This window comes from Arthrobacter oryzae (assembly GCF_030718995.1).
Taxonomy (GTDB): domain Bacteria; phylum Actinomycetota; class Actinomycetes; order Actinomycetales; family Micrococcaceae; genus Arthrobacter; species Arthrobacter oryzae_C.
Window position 1 is genome coordinate 2,883,261 of sequence record NZ_CP132204.1, and the last position, 22,361, is coordinate 2,905,621.

Consider the following 22,361-nt stretch of genomic DNA (forward strand, 5'->3'; position numbering starts at 1 on the left):
GCGGGGCCTACGTCAGGGTGCGTTGCTTCGTCTCGGGCGAGAAGAACGCCATCCACAGCACGGACAGCAGCACCAGCCCGCCGGCCAGCGCGAAGGACGTCGCCAGGCCCAGCTGCGGCCACAGGACCGAGGCGAAAATCAGGGGTCCGAAGCCTGCCCCGAGCCGCGAGAACGTGGACGCCCAGCCGAAGCCGGTGCCGCGCAGGTCCGTGGGGTACAGCTCGGAGACGTACGTGTAGAGCACCGGGATGGCCACCTGCACGATGAAGCCGAACACCAGCAGCCAGAACACCGCGGCCGACGGGATGTCCACGACAAACGCCACAATTACCAGGGTCAGTGCGGACAGCGGCCCGGTGATCGCCAGGATCCACTTGCGGCCCACGCGCTCCACCAGCACTGCGGCCACCACCACGCCGAGAAGCCCGACGGCGGCCATGGACGCCGTCGTGAGGAAGGCCTTGTAGTCCTGGAAGCCCGCGCCGATCAGGATCCGCGGCATCCACGTCAGCGACAGGTAGTACACCAGCAGGATGCTGAAGAACAGGGACCAGGCAGCCGCCGTGATCTTCCAGTTGAAGCGCCAGACGCGGACCAGCTGGACCCAGGCGCTGCCGGCGGAGAGCCGCGGGGCATCCTGCGCATCCGGGAGGCTGTAAGCGCGGGGCTCGGCGCCCGTGGCCTTGACCAGGTCGTCGATCACTTTGGCGGCCTCGTCGCGGCGGCCCTTGCGGATAAGGAACAGCGGCGATTCCGGAACGCTGCGCCGCACCCAGAACACCAGCAGGGCCGGAAGCACCATCACCAGCATCGTCAGCCGCCAGTCGCCGAAAGCGGCCACCAGCCCTGCCGAGACGAACCCGGCAAGGGCAGCACCCACCGGCCACCAGCCGTCCATGGCGGTGAGGACCTTGCCGCGTTGCTTCCGCGGAGTGAACTCGCCCACCAGGGCATAGTCCACCGGGATGCACCCGCCCAGGCCAAAGCCCGCCATGAACCGGAACAGGCAGAACCAGAGGAAGTCGGGGGAGAATGCACCCAACACCGTGAAGAGGGAGAAGATCAGCAACGTGGCTGTGAAGGCCTTCTTGCGGCCGATGGTATCCGCGATGGTGCCCCACACAAAGGCTCCGAGCGCCATGCCGATCAGGTTGGACGTGCCCACCCACGCAACCTCGCCGGGCGACAGCGCCCAGTGCGTGGACAGCAGCGGAATCAGGATCCCGTTGAGCGTTACATCCCAGGCATCGAACATAAATCCCAGGCCGCCGATCAGGAAGATCCGGCCCTGAACCTTCCAGCGCCACGGCAGTTCCTGGACCACCTGTTCGCCGCTGGGCACAGTGGTGTAAGTATTCATCTCGGCCTCCTGGGAAAACTCTACGTTGCATGCGGGGTCCGCGCGCGACCCGCCCGCGGACTTCACACTCCGGCTCGCAGGGAGGGCATCCCGGCGGACGCGATAAACTTGCCACATCCCCACCAACCGCGGCTTTGATCCGCGAGATAAGACGGAGACCTTTGTGAGCTTTACGCAGCTAGACCGTGTTCCCATCCGCCGAGCCCTGATCTCGGTCTACGACAAGACCGGTCTGGAGGAGCTCGCGAAGGGCCTGCACGAAGCAGGCGTCAAGATCGTTTCCACCGGCTCCACCGCGAAGAAGATCGCAGCCGCAGGCATCCCGGTCCAGGAAGTTGAGGAAGTCACCGGTTCCCCAGAGATGCTGGACGGCCGCGTCAAGACGCTGCACCCGCGCGTCCACGGGGGCATCCTGGCGGACCGCCGGGTGCCCGCCCACATGGAAACGCTGGCCAGCATGGAGATCGAAGCCTTCGACCTCGTCGTAGTGAACCTCTACCCGTTCGTGGAGACCGTCAAGTCCGGCGCTGCCCAGGACGACGTCGTGGAGCAGATCGACATCGGAGGTCCGGCCATGGTGCGCTCCGCCGCGAAGAACCACGCCGCCGTCACGATCGTCACGGACCCCGGCTTCTACGGCGATGTTGTCCGCGCCGCCGCTGAGGGCGGCTTCGACCTGAAGACCCGCCAGCGCCTGGCCGCGAAGGCCTTCGCCCACACGGCCACCTACGACAACGCTGTGGCCACCTGGACTGCCAGCCAGTTCCTCGACGAGGACGGCGACGGCGTGATCGACTGGCCCGCCTACGCCGGCCTGGCGCTGGAGCGCTCCGAGGTCCTCCGCTACGGAGAAAACCCGCACCAGCAGGCCGCCCTCTACGTGGACAAGGCCGCTCCCGCCGGCATCGCCCAGGCGGACCAGATCCACGGCAAGGCCATGAGCTACAACAACTTCGTGGATGCCGACGCCGCCCTCCGTGCCGCGTTCGACTTCGCAGAGCCCGCCGTGGCCATCATCAAGCACGCCAACCCGTGCGGTGTGGCCGTGGGTTCCGCTGATGCAGCAGACCCCATCGCCGACGCCCACGCCAAGGCCCACGCCTGCGACCCCGTCTCCGCATTCGGCGGCGTGATCGCGGCCAACCGCACCGTTACGGCTGGCATGGCGCAGACCGTGGCAGGCATCTTCACCGAAGTGGTCATCGCGCCCGGGTTCGAGCCGGAAGCCGTGGAGATCCTGTCCAAGAAGAAGAACATCCGCCTGCTGTCCCTGCCTGAGGGCTACGGCCGCTACCCGGCCGAAATCCGCCAGGTCTCCGGCGGCGTGCTCGTCCAGATCTCGGACAAGGTGGACGCCGAAGGCGACAACCCCGCCAACTGGACCCTCGCTGCCGGGGAAGCCGCGGACGACGCCACGCTGGCCGACCTCGCGTTCGCTTGGACCGCCTGCCGCGCCGCCAAGTCCAACGCCATCCTGCTCGCCGACCACGGTGCCGCCGTCGGCATCGGCATGGGCCAGGTCAACCGCCTCGATTCCTGCAAGCTGGCCGTGGAACGCGCCAACACGCTCGGCGTGACCGTGGAGTCCGCGGTTGAGGGTGCCGGCGGTGCTTCGAATGCCGACTCCAGCGGTGCCCCGCAGCGTGCCCGCGGTGCCGTGGCTGCGTCCGACGCGTTCTTCCCGTTCGCCGACGGCCTGCAGATCCTGATCGACGCCGGCGTCCGCGCCGTGGTCCAGCCCGGCGGCTCCGTCCGGGACGACGAGGTCATCGCCGCGGCCAACGCCGCCGGCATCACTATGTACTTCACGGGCGCGCGCCACTTCTTCCACTAGGACCTGGGGTCCACCAGGACCTGCCCGCCACGTACGACGGCGACCGCCCCCGCGAAGGGGACGGTCGCCGTCGTCGTTAATTCAGTTAGTCCTCGCCAGTTCCAGCATCAGCTTCGGCGTCAGTGCGCCCCGCAGGTTCCGGAAGCCGGACCTCCCGCGGTTTCGCTTCGGCCATCCGCTCCGGAGTCCAGTACGCGATGATGTCCTCCGGAGCCTGGGTGATGTCGCTGCGGCTGACGGCGCCGTCACCGGACGGACCGTCGTCCGCGGGGCCGGGGCCGGGGTTGTCAGTTCGCGGAGGAAGCACTCGAGTACGCCTGTTGGATGACGGAACCCCAGTATGGTCCGTACATGATCTCGGACCGGCTGCCGTAGCCGTAGCTGTTGACGGAGTTCTGGTAACCGCTCGAGCTGGTGCCGATGAACCACGGACCGCCCGAGGACCCGCCGGTCATGTCGCAGGGAATGCCCTGGGACTGGAACTGCGGGTTGTAGGGATCGTTGCGGGCGGGGCCGGTGCAGCTGACAAGTGAGGAGCCGTCGAACGGGGCCGCGGCGGGGTAGCCGAAGGCCTTGTAGGTCAGGCCGCGGGCGGCGTTGAACTGGACGCCGGATGCGCCCACAACATCGGCCAGGTTCTGGCCGTTGAGCTGCGAGACGACGGCGAAGCCTGTGTCGTACTGCATGTCGCCGGCCGAGCTCCACTGGGTGGGGGCGTACAGGGCCTTGGCCGCCCATTTGCCGTACGGCGCGGCACCGTCCAGGTAGGCGGGGACGAAGATGAAGTTGGTGGCGAAGGCGCCCGGGCCTTCGTTAAGGCAGTGGCCGGCTGTGGAAACGGTGCTCTTGTTGTTGGACGCCACGGAGTTGCCGGAGCAGACATAGTTGCTGCCGCCCAGGGTGAAGAAGACCTTGCCAATGTGGGACACCGGGTTCTCGTCGGTGTGAAGGGGGGCGGGCTTGCCGTTGCCTGCCTTGCCGGCAATCTTGGTGCTAGAACCCTTTTCCACCGCCGCGGCAGGGGAGGTGTTGCCGCGCTGGAGAGCCTTGCTTGCCAGCACATCGCCGGGCACCGCCGCACGCATGCGCTCGGCCGTCCAATAGCTGGCGGCGTTCGTGGCATCCACTGCCTGGCTGGCAACCTGCCCGCCGTCCTGCGGCGAGGCGGGCGCGGCACTGGCGCCGCCGGCTGCACACACAGCCAGCAGTGCTGCGGCGGACAGGCTCAGCAGGCTGGTGGCCAGAGTCTTCGATTTTGTCATGGTTGTCCTAACCAGTCGTGATGCGGCGGCCTCAGATGGTGGCCCCGCTGGTGGAGATCAACCTACCCACTGTGACAATTGTTGTAAATAGATACACGAGTCTCGTATTGTGCCTGGTGTGACCAAGGCCGGGTCTCTCCGCGACTCTGACAGTTACGACAGTCGGGGGCATGCTACGCGTCGCCGGACGCCCCGATGGGCGCCGACGCGCCCTGCTCGGGTAAGTTAAGAATGTTGAAATAACGCCAGAGTTCCAGATGTATGTATACCTTCAGGAGACGCCCAACCAATGGCCAAGATTATTTACACCCACACTGACGAAGCGCCCATGCTGGCCACCTACTCGTTCTTGCCGATTATCGAGGCCTACGCGTCGACTGCCGGTGTGGAAGTGGAGACCCGCGACATCTCCCTCTCTGGCCGCATCATCTCCGTGTTCGGTGACTACCTCACCGAAGAGCAGCGGATCAGCGATGCCCTGGCCGAACTGGGTGACCTGGCAAAGAAGCCGGAAGCCAACATCATCAAGCTGCCCAACGTCAGCGCCTCGATTCCCCAGCTGAAGGCGGCCATCGCCGAGTTCCAGTCCCAGGGCTACGACCTTCCGGACTACCCGGACAACCCGTCCTCCGACACCGAGACGGACATCCGCTCGCGCTACGACAAGATCAAGGGTTCGGCCGTGAACCCGGTCCTCCGCGAAGGCAACTCGGACCGCCGCGCGCCCCTGTCGGTGAAGAACTATGCCCGCCAGAACCCGCACTCCATGGGGGCGTGGACTTCGGAGTCGAAGACCAACGTTGCCACCATGGATGCCGAAGACTTCCGCTCCAACGAGAAGTCCGTGATCATCGAGGCCGATGACACCCTCAAGATCCAGCTGGTCAAGGAAGACGGCACGGTCAAGGTCCTGAAGCGCGGGTTCCCCGTCCTGGCCGGCGAAGTAGTGGACGGCACCGTGATGCGCGCCGCCGCCCTGGATGAATTCCTGGCTGCCCAGGTGGCCCGCGCCAAGGAAGAGGGCGTGCTGTTCTCCGCCCACCTGAAGGCCACCATGATGAAGGTCTCGGACCCCATCATCTTCGGCCACGTGGTCAAGGCCTACTTCACCGAACTGTTCGACACGTACGGTGAACAGCTCGCCGCCGCCGGACTGAGCCCCAACAACGGCCTCGCATCCATCCTGGGCGGACTCGAAGAACTTCCGGAAGATGTCCGCGAAGGTGTCCAGACCGCCATCAAGAAGGGCCTCGAAGAAGGCCCTGCACTGGCGATGGTGGACTCGGACAAGGGCATCACCAACCTGCACGTTCCTTCCGACGTCATCGTGGACGCTTCCATGCCCGCCATGATCCGCTCCTCCGGCCACATGTGGGGCCCGGACGGCAAGGAAGCCGACACGCTCGCCGTCCTCCCGGACAGCAGCTACGCCGGCATCTACCAGGTTGTCATCGACGATTGCCGCGCCAACGGCGCCTTTGATCCCACCACCATGGGCACTGTGCCGAACGTTGGACTCATGGCCCAGGCCGCCGAAGAATACGGCAGCCACGACAAGACCTTCGAGATCCAGTCCGCCGGCACGGTCCAGCTCGTGGACAGCAAGGGCGCCGTCCTGATTGAACACCAGGTGGCGCCGGGTGACATCTGGCGCGCCTGCCAGGCCAAGGACGTGCCGATCCGCGACTGGGTCAAGCTGGCCGTCACCCGCGCCCGCGCCTCCGAGACTCCCGCCGTGTTCTGGCTGGACGAAGAGCGCGCCCACGACGCCAACCTGATCGCCAAGGTCAAGGAGTACCTCAAGGAACACGACACCGAGGGCCTCCAGATCGAGATCATGTCCCCGGTCAAGGCCACCGCCTTCACGCTCGAGCGCATCCGCAAGGGCGAGGACACCATCTCGGTGACCGGCAACGTGCTCCGCGACTACCTCACGGACCTCTTCCCGATCTTGGAACTGGGCACCAGCGCCAAGATGCTCTCCGTGGTTCCGCTGATCAACGGCGGCGGCCTCTTCGAGACCGGCGCCGGCGGGTCCGCCCCGAAGCACGTCCAGCAGTTGCTGAAGGAAAACCACCTCCGCTGGGACAGCCTGGGTGAATTCCTGGCCCTCGCCGTCAGCTTCGAGCACCTCGCCACCACCACGGGCAACAAGCGTGCCCAGGTTCTCGCCGACACCTTGGACCGGGCCACCGGAACGTTCCTGCTCGAGAACAAGTCCCCGCGCCGCAGCGTCGGGGAACTCGACAACCGCGGAAGCCACTTCTACCTCGCCAAGTTCTGGGCGCAGGAGCTCGCCAAGCAGACCGACGACGCCGAGCTGGCCGCCGACTTCGCCGCTGTTTCCGAGGCACTGACCGCCAACGAGGACACCATCGTTGCCGAGCTGCTCGCGGTGCAGGGCTCCCCGGTGGACATCGGCGGTTACTACCACCCCGACGTCGCCAAGGTCGCCTCCGTGATGCGTCCCTCCGCGAAGTTCACCGAAGTACTGTCCGGACTGGCCAAGTAACCGGACCCGCACACGCAAAACGCCCCGCCTCCCATCACGGGAGGCGGGGCGTTTTTGTTTGCGGCTGTTGGCCTGCGGGCCTTAGCGCTGGACGTGCTTGCCGAACGGAGGCTCCGTGGCCATGTCGGGATCCGTGTTCACAGGCCGCTCTGTGGGAACGGCGTCGTACCCGACTTCCTCTTCGAGGGGGACGGCGGTGGTGGCAGCGCCCCCGCTGACGCGCTCGCGCCAGGCGCCGGTCTCCACTTCGCGCTCCTCGATGAATTTCTTGAAGCGCTTGAGGTCCGAGGCCACCTGGCGGGAATCGAGCCCGACTGCTGCTCCCACCTTCTCGACGGCGGAGTCAGGCTCCCAGACGAGTTCCACACTGACCTTGGTTTCGGTCGGATTGAGTGCTTCGAACCACACTGTTCCCGCGTTGCGCGGTTCGTCGAGGCTTTCCCAGGTGACGCGCTGGTCCGGCTGCTGGACGGTGATCCGGGCGTCGTATTCCCGCTTGACGCCGGCGATGCTGGTCTGGAAGTGCACTGTGGTGTCGTCGAGCTGCCGGACGGAGTCGACACCGCTCATGAAGTGCGGAAAGTCCTCGAACTGGGTCCACTGGTTGTAGGCCTGGCTCAGCGGGACACTTACGTTGATGGATTCCTGGACAGTTGCCATGCGTACATCGCTCCTTCAGCTGGCGGGCCGTTGGCCCGCGGTTCTGATCTCGTTGCGGGCTTCGTGGGCGCGCTTAAACCAACTTAGCGACATTCCCGGCAAATAGTAAGTTTGCTGATGAAAGCGCGGCTGGCCCATTGTGATCAACCGCCGATTTCCCTAGAGTACTAAGCAAGCTTAGTTTCTGGCCGGACGGCCGGCCGCCTGTGGCCAAGGACCGGACGGCAGCGGCTAAGGACCGCACTTCAGAGGGGAACAAATCCATGTCAGCAGACAGCAACGTCCACATTCCCGGCGCCACATCGAGCGAGCCACCCAGTGTTGCCGAGCCGACGCAACCGCGGGAACCGCTGCCGCCCAAGCCGGACCAGAAGGGGCCCGAAGCGGTGTCACCCACCGGAACGCCCACAGGTGCACCTGCCCATTCGCGGGCCCAGTCCGGGGCCTACCTCACCACGGCCCAGGGGCTGCGGCTCCAGGACACCGACCATTCGCTGAAGGCAGGACGGCGCGGTCCGGTGCTGCTCCAGGACCACCACCTCCGCGAAAAGATCACCCACTTCGACCACGAACGGATCCCGGAACGTGTAGTGCACGCCCGCGGAGCGGGGGCCCACGGCACCTTCCGGTCCTACGGCTCCGCGGCGAATATCAGCCGCGCGGGCTTCCTGGCCAAAGATGTTGAAACTCCCGTCTTTGTCCGGTTCTCCACGGTCCTGGGATCCCGCGGCTCCGCCGACACCGTCCGTGACACCCGTGGCTTCGCGACCAAGTTCTACACCGACGAGGGCACTTTCGACCTCGTCGGCAACAACATCCCTGTCTTTTTCATCCAGGACGGCATCAAGTTCCCGGACATCATCCACGCCGGCAAGCCGCACCCGGATCGCGAAATCCCGCAGGCGCAGAGCGCGCACGACACCTTCTGGGACTTTGTGTCGCTGCACACCGAGGCGCAGGCACACACCATGTGGAACATGTCCGACCGTGCCCTGCCGCGCTCCTACCGAACCATGGAGGGATTCGGCGTCCACACCTTCCGCCTGGTGAACGCCGCGGGGGACACTGTGCTGGTCAAATTCCACTGGAAGCCCAAGCAGGGTGTGCACTCGCTTGTCTGGGAGGAAGCCCAGCTCATCAACGGCATGGACCCGGACTTCCACCGGCGTGACCTTGCCGATGCCATCGAGGCCGGAGCTTACCCGGAATGGGAGCTGGGAGTGCAGGTGTTCCCGGACACCGACGAGGAATTCTTCGAGGGAATCGACCTGCTGGACCCCACCAAGTTCGTCCCCGAAGAACTCGCACCGGTGCAACCCATCGGACTGATGACGCTCAATGCCAACCCGGTGAATTACTTCGCCGAAACCGAGCAGGTTGCTTTCCACCCCGGGCACCTGGTGCCGGGCATCGACGTCACTAACGATCCGCTGCTGCAGGTTCGGCTCTTCTCCTACATCGACACCCAGATCTCCAGGCTGGGTGGCCCCAACTTCGGGCAGATCCCCATCAACCGGCCGCAGGCGCCCGTCAACGACATGCTCCGCGACGGCATGCACCAGCAGGCGGTGCACGGGGGAGCGGCACCGTACCACCCGAATTCGCTCGACGGCGGCTGCCCGTTCCTCGCAGGGGCCGATCTCAGTGCGTTCGTGGACGTTCCCGAGCAGTTGGCGGCGGCGGTCAAGGAACGGAAGTCCCCGGCGTCGTTCGATGACCACTTCAGCCAGGTCCGGCTCTTCTTCCGCAGCCTGAGCCCGGTGGAGCAGGACCACGTGATCCAGGCTTACACTTTTGAGCTTGGCAAATGCCGCGAGGAAGCCATCCGGGAACGCCAGCTTCAGAACCTGGCCAATGTTGATACCCGACTGTGTGCTGCCGTTGCCAACGGCCTGGGCATGCCGGCGCCGGCAGCCACGGTGGACGTGGCAGATACGGACCTTAGCCCAGCGCTGTCCCAGATCGGCGGTACCTGGCCGGTGAAGGGCCGCGTGGTGGGGATCGTGGCCGACGCGGGCAGCGACCTGGATGCGGTGCGTGCCGCGTGCACCGCGTTGGACGCCGCGGGAATCGTGCCGCTGGTCATCGCGCCGTCCGGAGGCTACTTGGGGGCGGAGGCCGACGGCGGGATCCCGGTTCAGAGGACATACCTCACCGCGCGATCCACAGAGTTCGACGCCGTGCTGGTTGCCGGTTCGGCCGACCCGGCCCCCGACGCCGAGCAGGGCCTGGACGCCAAGGCCGGCGAGCCCGGGACGTCCCTGGATCCGAGGGTGATTCTGCTGCTTTCCGAAAGCTTCCGCCACGCCAAGGCGATCGGGGGCTGGGGCGGAGGTGCCGCCGTCGTGGATGCTGCCAGCATTCCGCAGGATGCTCCCGGAGTTGCCGTGACCGACGGTGCGGACGGTGCGGTGTCGCGGATCCAGGAGCTTCTGGCAGCGCACCGGTCCTGGGAGCGTTTCCCGGCCTCAACCTCCTGACGGAAGGGCTGAGGCCGCGGCGGTCTGGATCCGGGGGCGAAGACCCGGATTCAGTCGTCGCTCTTACCTTTGCCTTTGTTTCCCGATCCTGAGTTGTCCTGGGCCGGGGGAAGCACGGGAGCGGGGGCTTGCTTCGCGGCTTCCTCGGCGGCCGCTTTGGCAGCAGCGGCATCCGCTTCCGCCTTTGCTGCTGCCGCCGCCTCCTTCGCCGCCGCTGCGTCCGCTTCCGCTTGGACCTTGGCGGCGGTCAGATCCGCCCGCACTGCCTCGATGGCCTTCGTAATGCTCTGGTGCCGCTTGAACGAGACGCTGCCCTCGGCGGCAGAGGCGTCCAGTTCCGCCACCAGCTCGTCGAGGGATTTGAGGGCGCCGGCATGATCGTTGCCGGCGGCTGATTGTGAAACCGTCAGGACCTTGGCCTGGAGTTTCTGAGCGGCATCCGTATCGAGGTCCGGGGCGGTGGAGCTGCAGCCGGCGAGGGCAGCGGCCAACAGTGCGGCCGTGACCACCGCCCGCCACCGCTGCGGTGACCAGCGTCCACGGTTGACTGGCAATGACGTCATGGTTGCACGCTCTTCTGCAGTTGTTCCAAGTGCTCTCCCAAGGTGCCGGTGACCGCGGGGTACTGGACGGGCTCCGGGGTTGCGGGAGTGTTGGCGGACAGGAAGATGGTGGCGCTTACCGCGAGCACCGCGAATGCAGCCGCGACAGCCGCCAGCTTGCCGCGGTTGGCAGAGCGGAGGCGTTGGGCGACGCCGGTGCGCGGCGGACCGTTTTCGCCGGGCCGCAGCTCAGCTGTGGTGCGGCCACCGGACCTCGCTTCAGTTGTCCGCATGCTTTCCGGGACAACCAGGGGCGGGCGCGACGGCGGGGCAGGAAGAATGCGCGTGGGCTCGTCGGCCACGCTTCCGGGCGCTGACTCAGGTGAGACCAGGGCCTGCCGAAGGGCGGTCTCAAGATCTGCCGCCGTCGGTCGGTCCATCGGGTCCAGCGCTGTCATGGAGCGGATCAGGCTTGCCCACTCCGCTGGAACGTCAGCGGGGATTTCCGGGGCGCGGTGCAGGCGCGCCACCGCCGATTCAATGGCGCTTCCCGGATATTCCACCGCTCCCTTGATGCACTCGAGCAGCACAAGGCCCAGGGAATAGATGTCGCTGGCGGGACCCAGATCGGCTCCCCGCGCCTGTTCGGGACTCAGGTATGCGGCGGTGCCCACCATGGTCCCGGTGGCCGTCAGCCGTGTGCCGTCGATAATCCGGGCAATCCCGAAGTCTGTCAGTTTGGGGCGCAACGGTTCACCCGGGCGGACCTGAACCAGCAGGATGTTGGCTGGCTTGATGTCACGGTGGATGATGCCTAGATTGTGGACGTAGGCCAGGGCGTCGGCGACTCCGGCTCCGATCACCGCTACTTCATCCAGCGGGACTGTGCTGTGCCGGATCCTGCTGCGGAGATCCTGCCCCTCAATCAGTTCCATGGTGAGGAACGGCCGGGGCTCTTCGGGGACGCGCGAGTCGATTCCGGCGTCGAATAAGGTCACCAGGCTGGGGTGGTTCAGGGTGGCGAGCAGTTGAATCTCAGCTTCCTGGCGCTTCAATTCATCCGCGTCAGCCGACTGCGGTGCAAAGAGCTTGAGGGCCACGTCGCGGCCCAGGTTCTCGTCCCTGGCCGTGTAGACCGATGCCATGCCGCCGCGTCCGATGACCTCGCCGAGACGGTATCGGCCGTCCAGGACCTCAGCCGTTTCATTGGGCGAACTCTCCACGATGTCCCCATCCTTTTTAGCGTTCCCTCGGAACGCACTCTAAGAATAATACGGGGACGGGTATGCATTTTCATAAGGATGCTTGTTAGTTGAGCCTCCTGGATCGGAAACTGGCGGTGGATGGAGGTGGGGCCGGGGAAGCCCTGAGCAGCTTCCCCGGCCGGACTATTCCGCAAGCGGGCCTAGGCCTTCTTGCGCCGTGCCAGCACCAGCATGATGATCATGCCACCGGCGAGGAGGAGAAGGGCTGCAGTCACCACCTCAAGGTTGGCCCCCGTGGCTGCGAGCATCGGTGACTTGCTGGCTGCCGAGGCATTGGCAGTCGTGGCAACCTGCGATGCGGCCGACGGGTTCAAGCCGTTTCCGGCAGCGGCAGCGCCCGGGACGGTGACAACGGGGAAGCTGACGCCCGGCATGGTTCCGTTGGCAGGACCACCAATGACTCCGGTTGCGGGTCCGCCGGTTGAGGGGACCTCAGTCGACGGTCCGCCGGTTGACGGGACGCCGGTCGTGGGGCCCCCGGTTGCGGGTCCGCCGGTCGTGGGGCCCCCGGTTGCGGGTCCGCCAATACCCAGATCCACGCCGAGGTCGATTGCGGTGTCGGTTCCGGTGGTGGTGCCGGTGTCGCTTGAACCGCCGACGCCGAGGTCAACGCCGAGGTCGATTGCGGTGTCGGTTCCGGCATTCGTGCCGGTGTCAGCCGTACCCAGGTTGACGTCCACGAGAGCGGCGAGGTCGGTGGTGCCGGAATCAGCCGTACTCAGATTGACGTCGACAAGGGCGCCGAGATCGGCGGTAGGCGTGTTCGATCCTGCCGTCCCCGTGTCTGCTGCACCCAGATTGACGTCGACAAGGGCGCCGAGGTCGGTGGTGCCGGCATCCGCGGTGCCCAGGTTGACGTCGACGAGGGCGCCGAGGTCGGTGGTGCCGGCATCTGCCGTGCCCAGGTTGACGTCGACGACGGCGGCGAGGTCGCCGGTTGTGGTGTCCGACCCTGCCGGCCCCGTGTCTGCCGTGCCCAGGTTGACGTCGACGAGGGCGTCAACGTCGGTGGTCCCAGCGTCTGCCGTACCCAGGCCGAGGTCGACGACGGCGCCAAGGTTGGCAGTGGTCGTCTCCGACCCTGCCGTGCCCAGGCCGACGTCGACGAGGGCGCCGAGGTCGGTGGTGCCGGCATCAGCCGTACCCAGGTTGACGTCGACGAGGGCGCCGAGGTCGGCGGTGCCGGCATCAGCCGTGCCCAGGTTGACGTCGACGAGGGCGCCGAGGTCGGTGGTGCCGGCATCAGCCGTACCCAGGTTGACGTCGACGAGGGCGCCGAGGTCGGCGGTAGGCGTGTCCGATCCTGCCGTCCCCGGGTCTGCTGCACCCAGGTTGACGTCGACGACGGCGGTGAGGTCAGTCGTGCTGTTTTCCGGCGTTGAGTCACCCAGTAGGCCCAACGACGAGTTCGCGGCTACAGCCGCAGAGACCGTGGCGGAAGTGCCGGATGTGAGACCATCCGACCCGCTTGTCGTATCCGCGGCGCTTGCAGCGGTGCAGCCGAAGGCTAAGAGTCCTCCGGCAAAGAGGGTGCTGAGCAGCCCTCTGCGCATGTTTGTATGCATGGTGATATCTCCTGAAAGTTGTGGTGGGGCGCCCAAGGCAGCCCGGATGGCCGTTTCCCGCGCAGAAGCGCAGGCAAGGCCTACCTAGTCAGGAGTTGAACCGGGGTCGAAAGACACCGGCGTAGGGGCGTTCTGCAGGGGGCCGCTGACGGGGAATACGCCGGTCAGCGGAACGTCAAGATAAAAAGTCGAAAGCCAAGCTGCGCCGCCGGCGCCCCCGCTTGAAGACTGGCCGCTCCCCGAACCGGAGCCCGGAACAGCAGGTATTTCGGCTGGGCCAGGGCTTCCTTCACGGGGGCCGGGTGACTCGACGCTTCCGGTCTCTGCCGGAACAGACCGCAGTGTGCCTGAGTCAGCGGCGGAGAATGGTGCCACCGCCATTGACGTGACGTAGGCGGCAGCGGGTCCGCCGGCACTCTCAGTGTCCGCACGAAGGGGCAATGCCGCGGCCGGTGTGTTGCTTGCTCCACCCGCGGCGTCCGGCACAGTGAGGACCGGCGCTGCGATGTTGTCCGGAAGCGAATCAACGCCATCCAGCAGGTCGCTGACCGGTTCCACGACGGGCTCAAGAACGGGCAGGGTATCGCCTGCCGCTGGCAGGACTTCCTGGGCGATCCCGGCGACAATGCCGTCGGCTGCGTCGATCACCGGTGCCGTGACGGCACTGATATTGCCGGTTGGGACGATCTGGTTCACCACCGGGACAGCTGCGATCACATGGTCCACAGCGCCGGTGAGGGGCTGGACAAGTCCGGCAGGTTCGGTGGAGCTCGGCTGGGCGGGCAGTACCGTGACTCCGGGCGGCGCTGCGACCGCAGTAGGGGATGAAGCGGCGGCGGCCAGGATGTCACCAACGGGGCTCGTTGCGGCTTCCGCGACCGAAGAAACTGAAGAGCTGACGCCGCCCACCAGTGAGCCAGGGTCCGATGCTGCATTGGCGCTGGCTGCAGGGGCTGACAGTGTCAGCCAAGCCGTGGCTGCTGCGCCCGCAAGGAGCACCGGGCGGAGCGCGCGCCAGGACAGACGTTCCATGCGCAACACCCCCCGGCTCCTCGAAAATTCGACGATTGCCTACAGCCTAGGCACGGTCCTAGGCGGGAGTCCAGCATTTTCCGGGAAATAGCCCGGCGAATTGACTATCTGGTTGCGGGCTTCGATTGCGCATGGTGGGCATCATTGGGGTAGCTCACGCCGAGCTGCGCACGGACACCGTCGAAGAGCCTCATGACATTCAGCGAGTCCTCAAGCGGCATGACCGTGCTTTCCGTGAGTCCCTGCTGGATGCACCTGGTCACCTCGCGGAGTTCGTACGCATAGCCGCGGCCCACCACGTCGAAGTGCTCCGTGCGTGGTTCCCCCATGCCGATCCTGATCCGGATTTCCTTCGGATTGTTCACGGATCCGATGGTCTGCAGGTACCCCAGGCGCCCGGCCACCGTGGCTGCACGCGGGCCATAAGCCGTCAGCGACGACGTCAGCTGGGCCTGCGCACCGTGGTGGTATCCCAGCGTCAACGCATTCTGGGCGTCCACGCCGTCGTCGTTCACTGAGCCCGTGGCACTGACGGTTTGCGGGAATCCCAAGGTGCCCAGTGCCCAGAGCAGCGGATAAACAGTCAGGTCCAGGAGGGCGCCGCCGCCGTCCTTGAGTGCCCACAGGCGGGCGCTGGGGGAGTAGACCGCCGGGAAGCCGAGGTCCGCCGTGACCCACTGGATCGCGCCGAGTTCGCCGGACGCCGCGATGTCGAAGGCGCGCTGCATGCTGGGCAGGAACCTGCTCCACATGGCTTCCATCAGGAAAAGCTTCCGGGACCGTGCGAGGGCCACGAGCTCGGCGGCCTCCCGCGCGTTGATGGTCAAGGCCTTTTCGCAGAGCACGTGCTTGTCGGCACTAAGTGCCGCCAGCGCGACTTCATAGTGATGGGCGTGCGGAGTAGCCACGTAGATAACATCCACCGCCGGGTCCGCCAGCAGCCGCTGGTAGCCGATCCCGCTGTCACCTTCACCGTATGCCTTGGCAAAACCGTACTTGGCCGCGAACGCGTCCGCCGTCGCCTGGTTCCGGGAACTGACCGCGTAGAGTTCCGCATCGGCGAGGTGAACGAGGTCCTGCACCACGGACTGGGCAATGCCGCCGGTGGCCACCACTCCCCACCGCAGCGTACGTCCTGTAGCGGATCGGGGATCCTGGTCGGTCTGGCTGAACAGCCACGGCTTCGCGATGGGGGCACTCATTGTGCCATCCTCTCATCCCGGCTGGGAGAGCGTCGGGGAAAAACCCGCAGGAACTGGGAGAGCGTCGGGGAAAAACCCGCAGGAGGTGGGAGAGCGTTGGGGAAAAACCCGCAGGAGGTGGGAGAGCGTTGGGGAAAAACCCGCAGGGGCTGAGAGAGCGTTGCACGTCCCCTCAGCCCCTGCGCCTGGTCGGCCGGTCAGCTACGCGGTGGCTGCCGTTGCCACCCGCGTGCGGGCGGGCTCCTCGGTGAGGCGCCCCTGCTGGAGCCGGAAGCGGCGGTCCGTCTTGTTGGCGAGCTGGCGGTCGTGCGTGACCACCAGGATGGTGGTGTTGTGGTCGCGGCTCAGCGAGCTGAGGAGCTCGATGATGTGTTCACCGGTCTGCTCGTCAAGGTTGCCCGTGGGCTCGTCGGCGAGGATCAGCTTGGGCTCATTGGCCAGCGCACGGGCAATCGCCACACGCTGCTGCTCGCCGCCGGACAGTCGGTTGATGCGGCGCACGTGCTTCTCCGGATCCAACTGCACCTGCTCCAGCAGTTCCTTGGCGCGGGCAAGCCGTACGGCTTTGCGGACCCCGGCGAATTCCATCGGCAGCATCACGTTGTCCACGGCGGACAGGTTGGGAATCAGGTTGAATTGCTGGAAGACGAAGCCGATGTCGCGGCGCCGGTACTCCGTCAGCTTGCCGTCCGGCATGCTCGCCAGGCTGACGCCATTGACGACGACGTCTCCGCTGGTGGGCTTGTCCAGCGCACCCAGCAGGGACAACAGGGTGCTCTTGCCGCTGCCGCTCTTGCCCACGATGGAGGCGAGCGTTCCCTGTTCCAGTTCAAAGCTGACGTCGTTGACGGGTTTGATGGTGCGGTCGCCGGACTTGAAGGTGCGGACGAGGTTCTTGACTTCGATCATGGCTACTCTCCTCGGAGGACTTCGATGGGACGGATGCGGGCTGTCAGGAGTGCCGGTACCAGCGCGCCGATGATGGCCACGCCGAACACTGCGGCGATGCCGGCGGCGATCACGCCGGGGGAGGCGCTCGCAGTGACGCTCGTCAGGAGCTGGGACGCTCCGCCGAACGGCCCGTTCTGGCCGCCGGGGAGACCAGCGCCGCCTCCCGGGAAGCCGGCCGCCCCGCCGGGCATGCCGCGCCCCGTGGTTGCCGCCGTCGTCGTACTGGTGTTGGAGCTGATCAGTGCGGAGGCGATGCCTCCGCTGGCGAAGGAGGCGACGGCGGCACCCGCCACGCTGCCGAGCGCCACCAGGACCAGCGCCTCTAGGACGAACTGGAGCCCGATGGTGCGGTTGGGGGCGCCGATCGCCTTGAGCACTCCGATTTCACGACGGCGCTCGCGGACCAGCATCACCATGATCAGGAGAATGATCAGGCCTGCCGTGCCCAGCGCCGCAACGAAGGCGATGAACGAGATGTTCTTGACGCTGTCCAGGGAGCTGACGGCGGTTTCGAGGTTCTGGCCCTGGGTGACGTCAGCATTGTCGGCGCCAAGTACGTCCTGGAGGGCGGTCTTCGTCGAATCGACGTTTTCCAGGGTATCCACCGTGACGATCATCGTGGACAGTTCGCCGGGCAGTTCCGCCAGCGTCTGGGCGGAAGGAAGCGTCACATACAGGGCGTTGTTGCCGAACGTGGTGCCCGCGTCGAACAGGCCGGCAACCGTGTAGGTCTGGTCATTGATGGTGAACGTGGAGCCCACCGACAGGCCGTTCTTTTCGGCGAGCGTAGTGCCCAGGAGGGCATTGCTGGATTCCGCGGTGTAGTCGCCCAGGCCGGTGCCGTCGGTGATGTCCAGGGCCTTGCCCGTGCTGTCCACCTCGGCGCCGATTCCGGTGGCGGTGATCGGGAGACTGCGGACCGGCTGCGTGGCACCGGTGCTGCCGGTGGTTCCTTCTGCGGCCTGGTTGCGGCCGCCGAGCGTTCCGGCGTCGACGGCGGCGGTAAGGCTGGTGGTCAGCGTGGTGGTGGCCTGCCCGCCGGGTCCGCCCTGGCCCCCGCCGGGACCTGCCGTCTGGGTACCGGAGGCGGTTTGTGCAGCGGCTTCAGTCGCGTTCCGAAGCCGGAGCGCTTTGGTGCCGACGACGCCGGTCACGTTGGGTACAGCGGCCGCGGTTGCGGCCTGCTCGGCTGTGAGCGGCTCGCCGCCGCCTTCGAAGCCCTGGCCGCCCGCCGGATTGACAGTCAGGACGGTGCCCACGGATGCGTTCAGTTCGGTGACTTTGGCGGCAACCGCCTGGTTGGCCACCAGCATGGACAGGGCCAGGCCGATCGCCACGGCCAACACCGCCACCACGGCCCCGGTTCGGACCTTGTTTCTGAAGGCATTGCCTACACTTCGGGCGAGGACGCTCACGGTACTCCTAGGATCTCTGGCCGGACGGACTGACCGGCTGCTGATCCAACAGTGGTGCGCCCGGCTGTGCGGAGGACGGGCCGAAGCTATGTTTGCGCTGTGAAGGCGGGCGTCCCTGCGGGAACGCAGGAGCCCCGGCCCACCCTCTCGGGTGGGCCGGGGCTCTGTGCTGCAGTCGGAGGCGCCGCAGCGCTGACTACCGGAGATCGGCTACTTGGTGATCGGGCCGAGTACCGGATCGTCCACGTAGGCCGTCTTGACGTTCTCCTTGGTCACGATGACCGGATCCAGCAGGTAGGCCGGGACGGTCTTGACCGTGTTGTTGTAGGACTTGTCATCGTTGATCTCAGGCGTCTTGCCGGCCTGGATGTCCTTGACCATGGTGATCGCGTGCTCGACGAGCTTGCGGGTGTCCTTGTTGATGGTGGAGTACTGCTCGCCGGCCATGATGGACTTGACGGACTCAACCTCGGAGTCCTGGCCGGTGATGACCGGAAGCGGCTTGCCGGCCGCCTTGACGGACGTCAGCACCGCACGTGCCAGGGTGTCGTTCGGGGAGAGGACGCCGTCCAGGGAAGCGGTGTTGTAGCTGCCGGTCAGCAGGGTGTCCGCCCGGCGCTGGGCGTTCTCAGCCTTCCAGCCCTGGGTCACAGCCTGTTCGAACGAGGTCTGGCCGGAGACAACCTTGAGCGTGCCGTCGTCGATCTTCGGCTTGAGGACGCTCATGGCGCCGTCGAAGAAGACCTTGGCGTTGGCGTCATCCGGGGAACCGGCGAACAGTTCGATGTTGTACGGGCCGGAGGGCTTCTTGGCCTTCATGCCGTCCAGCAGGGCCTGGCCCTGGAGCTCGCCCACCTTGAAGTTGTCGTAGGCCACGTAGTAGTCCACGTTCTCGGTGTTCAGGAGCAGACGGTCGTAGGCGATGATGGTGGCGCCGGAGTCCTTGGCCTGCTTGAGCTGGGTACCCAGCTGGGCGCCATCGATGGCACCCACGATGATGACCTTTGCACCCTTGGTGACCATGGCGCTGATCTGGTTCTGCTGCTCGGAGACGCCGCCGTTGGCGAACTGCACGTCAGCCTTGAAACCGGCTCCGTTCAGGCCGTCGTTGAACAGCTTCTCGGCCAGCACCCAGTTTTCACTGGTCTTCTGGGGGAGCGCGACGCCGATCGAGGAGTTCTTGGGGAATGCCTCGCCGCCGCCCGTGCCACCACCTGTGGTGCCGGTTTCAGAGCGGCCGCAGGCTGTCAGCGCCAGTGCCGCAATAGCAGCGATTGCTGCTGCCTTTCCTGCTTTACCAATCATTTGCATTGCTTGGTTCACTTTCTATAGATGGTGTGCGGAGATTCGTGGGGAAGCGCTCAGGCTTCCTTGCGGATGACATCCTTGGTGGCTGTCGTCTCGTCCGGCTGGAGTTCGGTGCTCTTGCCGCCGAAGTTTTTCATCATCATGCCGATGATGGATTTCTTGCCCTGGGTCTTGTTGTAGACGTCGAAGGCGACGGCGATCAGGAGGACGAGGCCCTTGATGATCTGGGTGAGGTCCGCGCCGACGCCGAGGAGCTGCAGGCCGTTGTTCAGGACGGCCATGACCAGGCCGCCGACGATCGAGCCGATCACGGTGCCCACGCCGCCGGTCACTGCGGCGCCGCCGATGAACACGGCTGCGATGGCGTCCAGTTCCCAGCCGACGCCGTCGAACGGGCCGGAGGCGGTGGAGCGGCCCACGAAGATCATGCCGGCCAGGCCGGCGAGGATGGACATGTTCATCATGACCAGGAAGTTGACCTTCTTGGACTGCACTCCCGAGAGTTCAGCGGCGTGGCGGTTGCCGCCGACGGCGTAGATGTGGCGGCCCACGATGGTCTTGGAGGAGATGAAGCCGTAGATGATCACCAGGGCTGCCAGGATCAGGCCGGGAATCGGGAAGGACGTGCCCGGGCGGCCGGTGGCGAACAGGTACGTGGCGTAGAGGATGGCACCGCAGATCAGGACCAGCTTGAGGATCATCACCCAGGCTTCGGGGACTTCAGCGCCGAGGGCGATTGCCCGGCGGCGTGAACGCACCTCGCTGAAGATCACGAAGGCGACAGCCAGGACGCCGAGGATCAGGGTCCAGTTGTTGTAGCCGGTGTTCGGCCCGAATTCAGGAAGGTAGCCGGAGCCGATCGTCTGGAAGTCGGCAGGCACGGGGATGGTGTTGGACTTTCCGACGTACTGGTTGAAGCCGCGGAAGAGCAGCATGCCGGCGAGGGTCACGATGAAGGCGGGGATGCCCACATAGGCCGTCCAGAACCCTTGCCACGCCCCGATCAGCGCCCCGAGGGCCAGGCCGAGGAGGACGCCGGCGTACCAGGGGATGCCCCAGTCACGGATCGCCAGGGCCACGGTGACGCCGACGAATGCTGCCACGGAACCCACGGAGAGGTCGATGTGGCCGGCGATGATGACCAGCACCATGCCGATGGCCAGGATCAGGATGTAGGAGTTGCCGTTGAAGAGGTTGATGACGTTGCCCGGGGTGAGCGTGCGGCCCTCGGTGAAAATCTGGAAAAAGACGATCAGTGCAACCAGGGCGAAGATCATGCCGAATTGGCGGGTGTTGCCGCCAAAGAGCTTCTTGAGCGCGTTCATTGTTTCGGTCCTTGTGTCTGGAAGGTTCTGGAGTTATCCAGAAGGTCAGGCGGCGGTCTTGCGGGCGGATGTCATGAGCTTCATCAGGCTTTCCTGGCTGGCTTCATCCTTGTTCAGGACACCGGTGATGGCGCCTTCGAAGATGGTGTAGATGCGGTCGGAGAGGCCCAGCAGTTCCGGCAATTCGGAGGAGATCACGATCACTCCCTTGCCCTGGTTGGCCAGCTGCTGGATGATGCCGTAGATCTCGTACTTGGCGCCCACATCGATGCCGCGGGTGGGCTCGTCCAGGATCAGCAGGTCCGGATCGGTGAACATCCATTTGGCGAGCACCACCTTCTGCTGGTTCCCGCCCGAGAGCTTGGCGACGCCTTCTTCCACTGAAGGTGTCTTGGTGCGCAGCGACTTCCGGTACTGCTCCGCGACCGTGAATTCCTTGTTGGGGTCCACGACGTTGTGCCTGCTGATCTTCTTCAGGTTGGCCGCAACGGTGGTGGTCTTGATGTCATCCAGGAGGTTCAGCCCCAGCGACTTGCGGTCCTCGGTGACGTAGCCCAGGCCGGCATCGATCGCCTGGCGGACGGTGCGGAGCGTGATCTCCTTGCCGTCCTTGTAGATATGTCCGGAAATGAACCGGCCGTAGGAGCGGCCGAACACGGAGCGGGCCAGCTCGGTGCGGCCTGCGCCCATGAGCCCGGCGAAACCGACAATCTCGCCCCGGCGGACAAAGAAGCTGGAATTCTTGCAGACCAGGCGGTCCTGGATCTGCGGGTGGCCCACGTTCCAGTCCTTGACCTCGAAGAACACCTCGCCGATGTTTGGTTCGTGGTCCGGGAAGCGTGATTCGAGCGTGCGGCCCACCATGCCCTTGATGATGCGGTCCTCATCCACGCCGTCGGCCTTCACGTCGAGGGTTTCGATGGACTTGCCGTCACGGATGATGGTGATGGAGTCCGCGATCTGCTCGATCTCGTTGAGCTTGTGGGAAATGATGATGGACGTGATGCCGCGGCCCTTGAGCCCCAGCATAAGGTCCAGCAGGTGCTGGGAGTCGGACTCGTTCAGCGCCGCCGTGGGCTCGTCCAGGATCAGGAGCTTCACCGACTTGCTCAGCGCCTTGGCGATCTCCACGAGCTGCTGCTTGCCGACGCCGATTTCCTTGATGGCGGTATCCGGATCCTCGCGCAGGCCCACCCGGGCCAGCAGTTCGGTTGACCGCGTCCGGGCCTCGGCCCAGTCGATGATGCCGCGCTTGGTGGGCTCGTTGCCCAGGAAGATGTTCTCCATGATGGAGAGTTCCGGGATGAGCGCGAGTTCCTGGTGGATGATCACGATGCCGGCCTGCTCGCTGGCCCGGATGTCCCGGAACTGCTGGACCTCGTTCTGGTAAACGATGTCGCCGCTGTAGGTGCCGTACGGGTACACGCCGGACAGGACCTTCATGAGGGTGGACTTGCCGGCGCCGTTCTCGCCGCAGATGGCGTGGATCTCTCCGGCCTTCACTCGCAGGCTTACCTCGGACAAAGCTTTAACGCCGGGAAATTCCTTGGTGATGGACCGCATCTCGAGAAGGATCGGATCGTTGTGCGTGGTCTGGGACGTCATTTGCCCTTACGCCTCCAATGCATGACTTCGTTGTCCGCCCCGC

The 22,361-nt window shown here is 65.7% G+C and carries 17 protein-coding genes; 3 read left to right on the plus strand and 14 right to left on the minus strand.

The annotated features are described in order from the left end of the window. Window positions 1-7 precede the first annotated feature (7 nt). Window positions 8-1,360: an MFS transporter gene (locus Q8Z05_RS13300; protein ID WP_305940103.1), complete on the minus strand. Its 1,353-nt coding sequence runs from the start codon at window positions 1,358-1,360 to the stop codon at window positions 8-10. Between the two features lie 163 nt (window positions 1,361-1,523). On the opposite strand from Q8Z05_RS13300, the gene purH reads away from it, so the two are divergent. Further along, the gene (purH, locus tag Q8Z05_RS13305) at window positions 1,524-3,194 is read left to right on the plus strand and encodes a bifunctional phosphoribosylaminoimidazolecarboxamide formyltransferase/IMP cyclohydrolase (protein WP_305940104.1); all 1,671 of its coding nucleotides are present in this window, start codon (window positions 1,524-1,526) and stop codon (window positions 3,192-3,194) included. Between the two features lie 85 nt (window positions 3,195-3,279). On the opposite strand, the gene Q8Z05_RS13310 is transcribed toward purH, so the two are convergent. Next, the gene (locus tag Q8Z05_RS13310) at window positions 3,280-3,501 is read right to left on the minus strand and encodes a hypothetical protein (protein WP_305940105.1); all 222 of its coding nucleotides are present in this window, start codon (window positions 3,499-3,501) and stop codon (window positions 3,280-3,282) included. Further along, the gene (locus tag Q8Z05_RS13315) at window positions 3,482-4,456 is read right to left on the minus strand and encodes a trypsin-like serine peptidase (protein WP_305940106.1); all 975 of its coding nucleotides are present in this window, start codon (window positions 4,454-4,456) and stop codon (window positions 3,482-3,484) included. The genes Q8Z05_RS13310 and Q8Z05_RS13315 overlap by 20 nt, the downstream gene beginning before the upstream one ends. 289 nt (window positions 4,457-4,745) lie before the next feature. Between Q8Z05_RS13315 and Q8Z05_RS13320 the strand changes: the two genes are divergently transcribed. Further along, window positions 4,746-6,968, plus strand: a complete 2,223-nt coding sequence (locus Q8Z05_RS13320; protein ID WP_305940107.1) for an NADP-dependent isocitrate dehydrogenase — start codon at window positions 4,746-4,748, stop codon at window positions 6,966-6,968. 81 nt (window positions 6,969-7,049) lie between these two features. Here Q8Z05_RS13320 and Q8Z05_RS13325 read toward each other — a convergent pair whose 3' ends face one another. After that, entirely contained in the window at window positions 7,050-7,628 is a 579-nt protein-coding gene (locus Q8Z05_RS13325; RefSeq protein WP_305940108.1) for an SRPBCC family protein, read from the minus strand. A 263-nt stretch (window positions 7,629-7,891) separates the two neighbouring features. Here Q8Z05_RS13325 and Q8Z05_RS13330 point away from each other — a divergent pair, with 263 nt between their 5' ends. Continuing rightward, window positions 7,892-10,108 (plus strand): catalase, encoded by a 2,217-nt coding sequence (locus Q8Z05_RS13330; RefSeq protein WP_305940109.1) that lies wholly within the window; start codon window positions 7,892-7,894, stop codon window positions 10,106-10,108. Window positions 10,109-10,158: 50 nt separating this feature from the next. On the opposite strand, the gene Q8Z05_RS13335 is transcribed toward Q8Z05_RS13330, so the two are convergent. From Q8Z05_RS13335 to mmsA, 10 genes are all read right to left on the minus strand, one after another. Next, a complete protein-coding gene (locus Q8Z05_RS13335; RefSeq protein ID WP_305940110.1) occupies window positions 10,159-10,671 on the minus strand; it encodes a mucin-associated surface protein in 513 nt (170 codons plus the stop codon). Further along, window positions 10,668-11,873 (minus strand): serine/threonine-protein kinase, encoded by a 1,206-nt coding sequence (locus Q8Z05_RS13340; protein WP_305940111.1) that lies wholly within the window; start codon window positions 11,871-11,873, stop codon window positions 10,668-10,670. The genes Q8Z05_RS13335 and Q8Z05_RS13340 overlap by 4 nt, the downstream gene beginning before the upstream one ends. A gap of 182 nt (window positions 11,874-12,055) precedes the next feature. Then, entirely contained in the window at window positions 12,056-13,480 is a 1,425-nt protein-coding gene (locus Q8Z05_RS13345; RefSeq protein WP_305940112.1) for a beta strand repeat-containing protein, read from the minus strand. An 84-nt stretch (window positions 13,481-13,564) separates the two neighbouring features. Continuing rightward, complete coding sequence (locus tag Q8Z05_RS13350) at window positions 13,565-14,512, minus strand: hypothetical protein (protein WP_305940113.1); 948 nt, start codon at window positions 14,510-14,512, stop codon at window positions 13,565-13,567. A gap of 104 nt (window positions 14,513-14,616) precedes the next feature. Beyond that, on the minus strand, window positions 14,617-15,714 hold the full coding sequence (locus tag Q8Z05_RS13355) for a Gfo/Idh/MocA family protein (RefSeq protein ID WP_305940114.1): 1,098 nt from the start codon (window positions 15,712-15,714) through the stop codon (window positions 14,617-14,619). A gap of 201 nt (window positions 15,715-15,915) precedes the next feature. Beyond that, window positions 15,916-16,623, minus strand: coding sequence for an ABC transporter ATP-binding protein (locus Q8Z05_RS13360; RefSeq protein WP_305940115.1), 708 nt, complete (start codon window positions 16,621-16,623; stop codon window positions 15,916-15,918). 2 nt (window positions 16,624-16,625) lie between these two features. Continuing rightward, window positions 16,626-18,080, minus strand: a complete 1,455-nt coding sequence (locus Q8Z05_RS13365; RefSeq protein ID WP_305940116.1) for an ABC transporter permease — start codon at window positions 18,078-18,080, stop codon at window positions 16,626-16,628. 210 nt (window positions 18,081-18,290) lie between these two features. Further along, complete coding sequence (locus Q8Z05_RS13370) at window positions 18,291-19,391, minus strand: substrate-binding domain-containing protein (RefSeq protein WP_028270518.1); 1,101 nt, start codon at window positions 19,389-19,391, stop codon at window positions 18,291-18,293. A 50-nt stretch (window positions 19,392-19,441) separates the two neighbouring features. Continuing rightward, a complete protein-coding gene (gene mmsB / locus Q8Z05_RS13375) occupies window positions 19,442-20,713 on the minus strand; it encodes a multiple monosaccharide ABC transporter permease (RefSeq protein ID WP_305940117.1) in 1,272 nt (423 codons plus the stop codon). Between the two features lie 45 nt (window positions 20,714-20,758). Then, entirely contained in the window at window positions 20,759-22,318 is a 1,560-nt protein-coding gene (mmsA, locus tag Q8Z05_RS13380) for a multiple monosaccharide ABC transporter ATP-binding protein (protein WP_305940118.1), read from the minus strand. Window positions 22,319-22,361 lie beyond the last annotated feature (43 nt).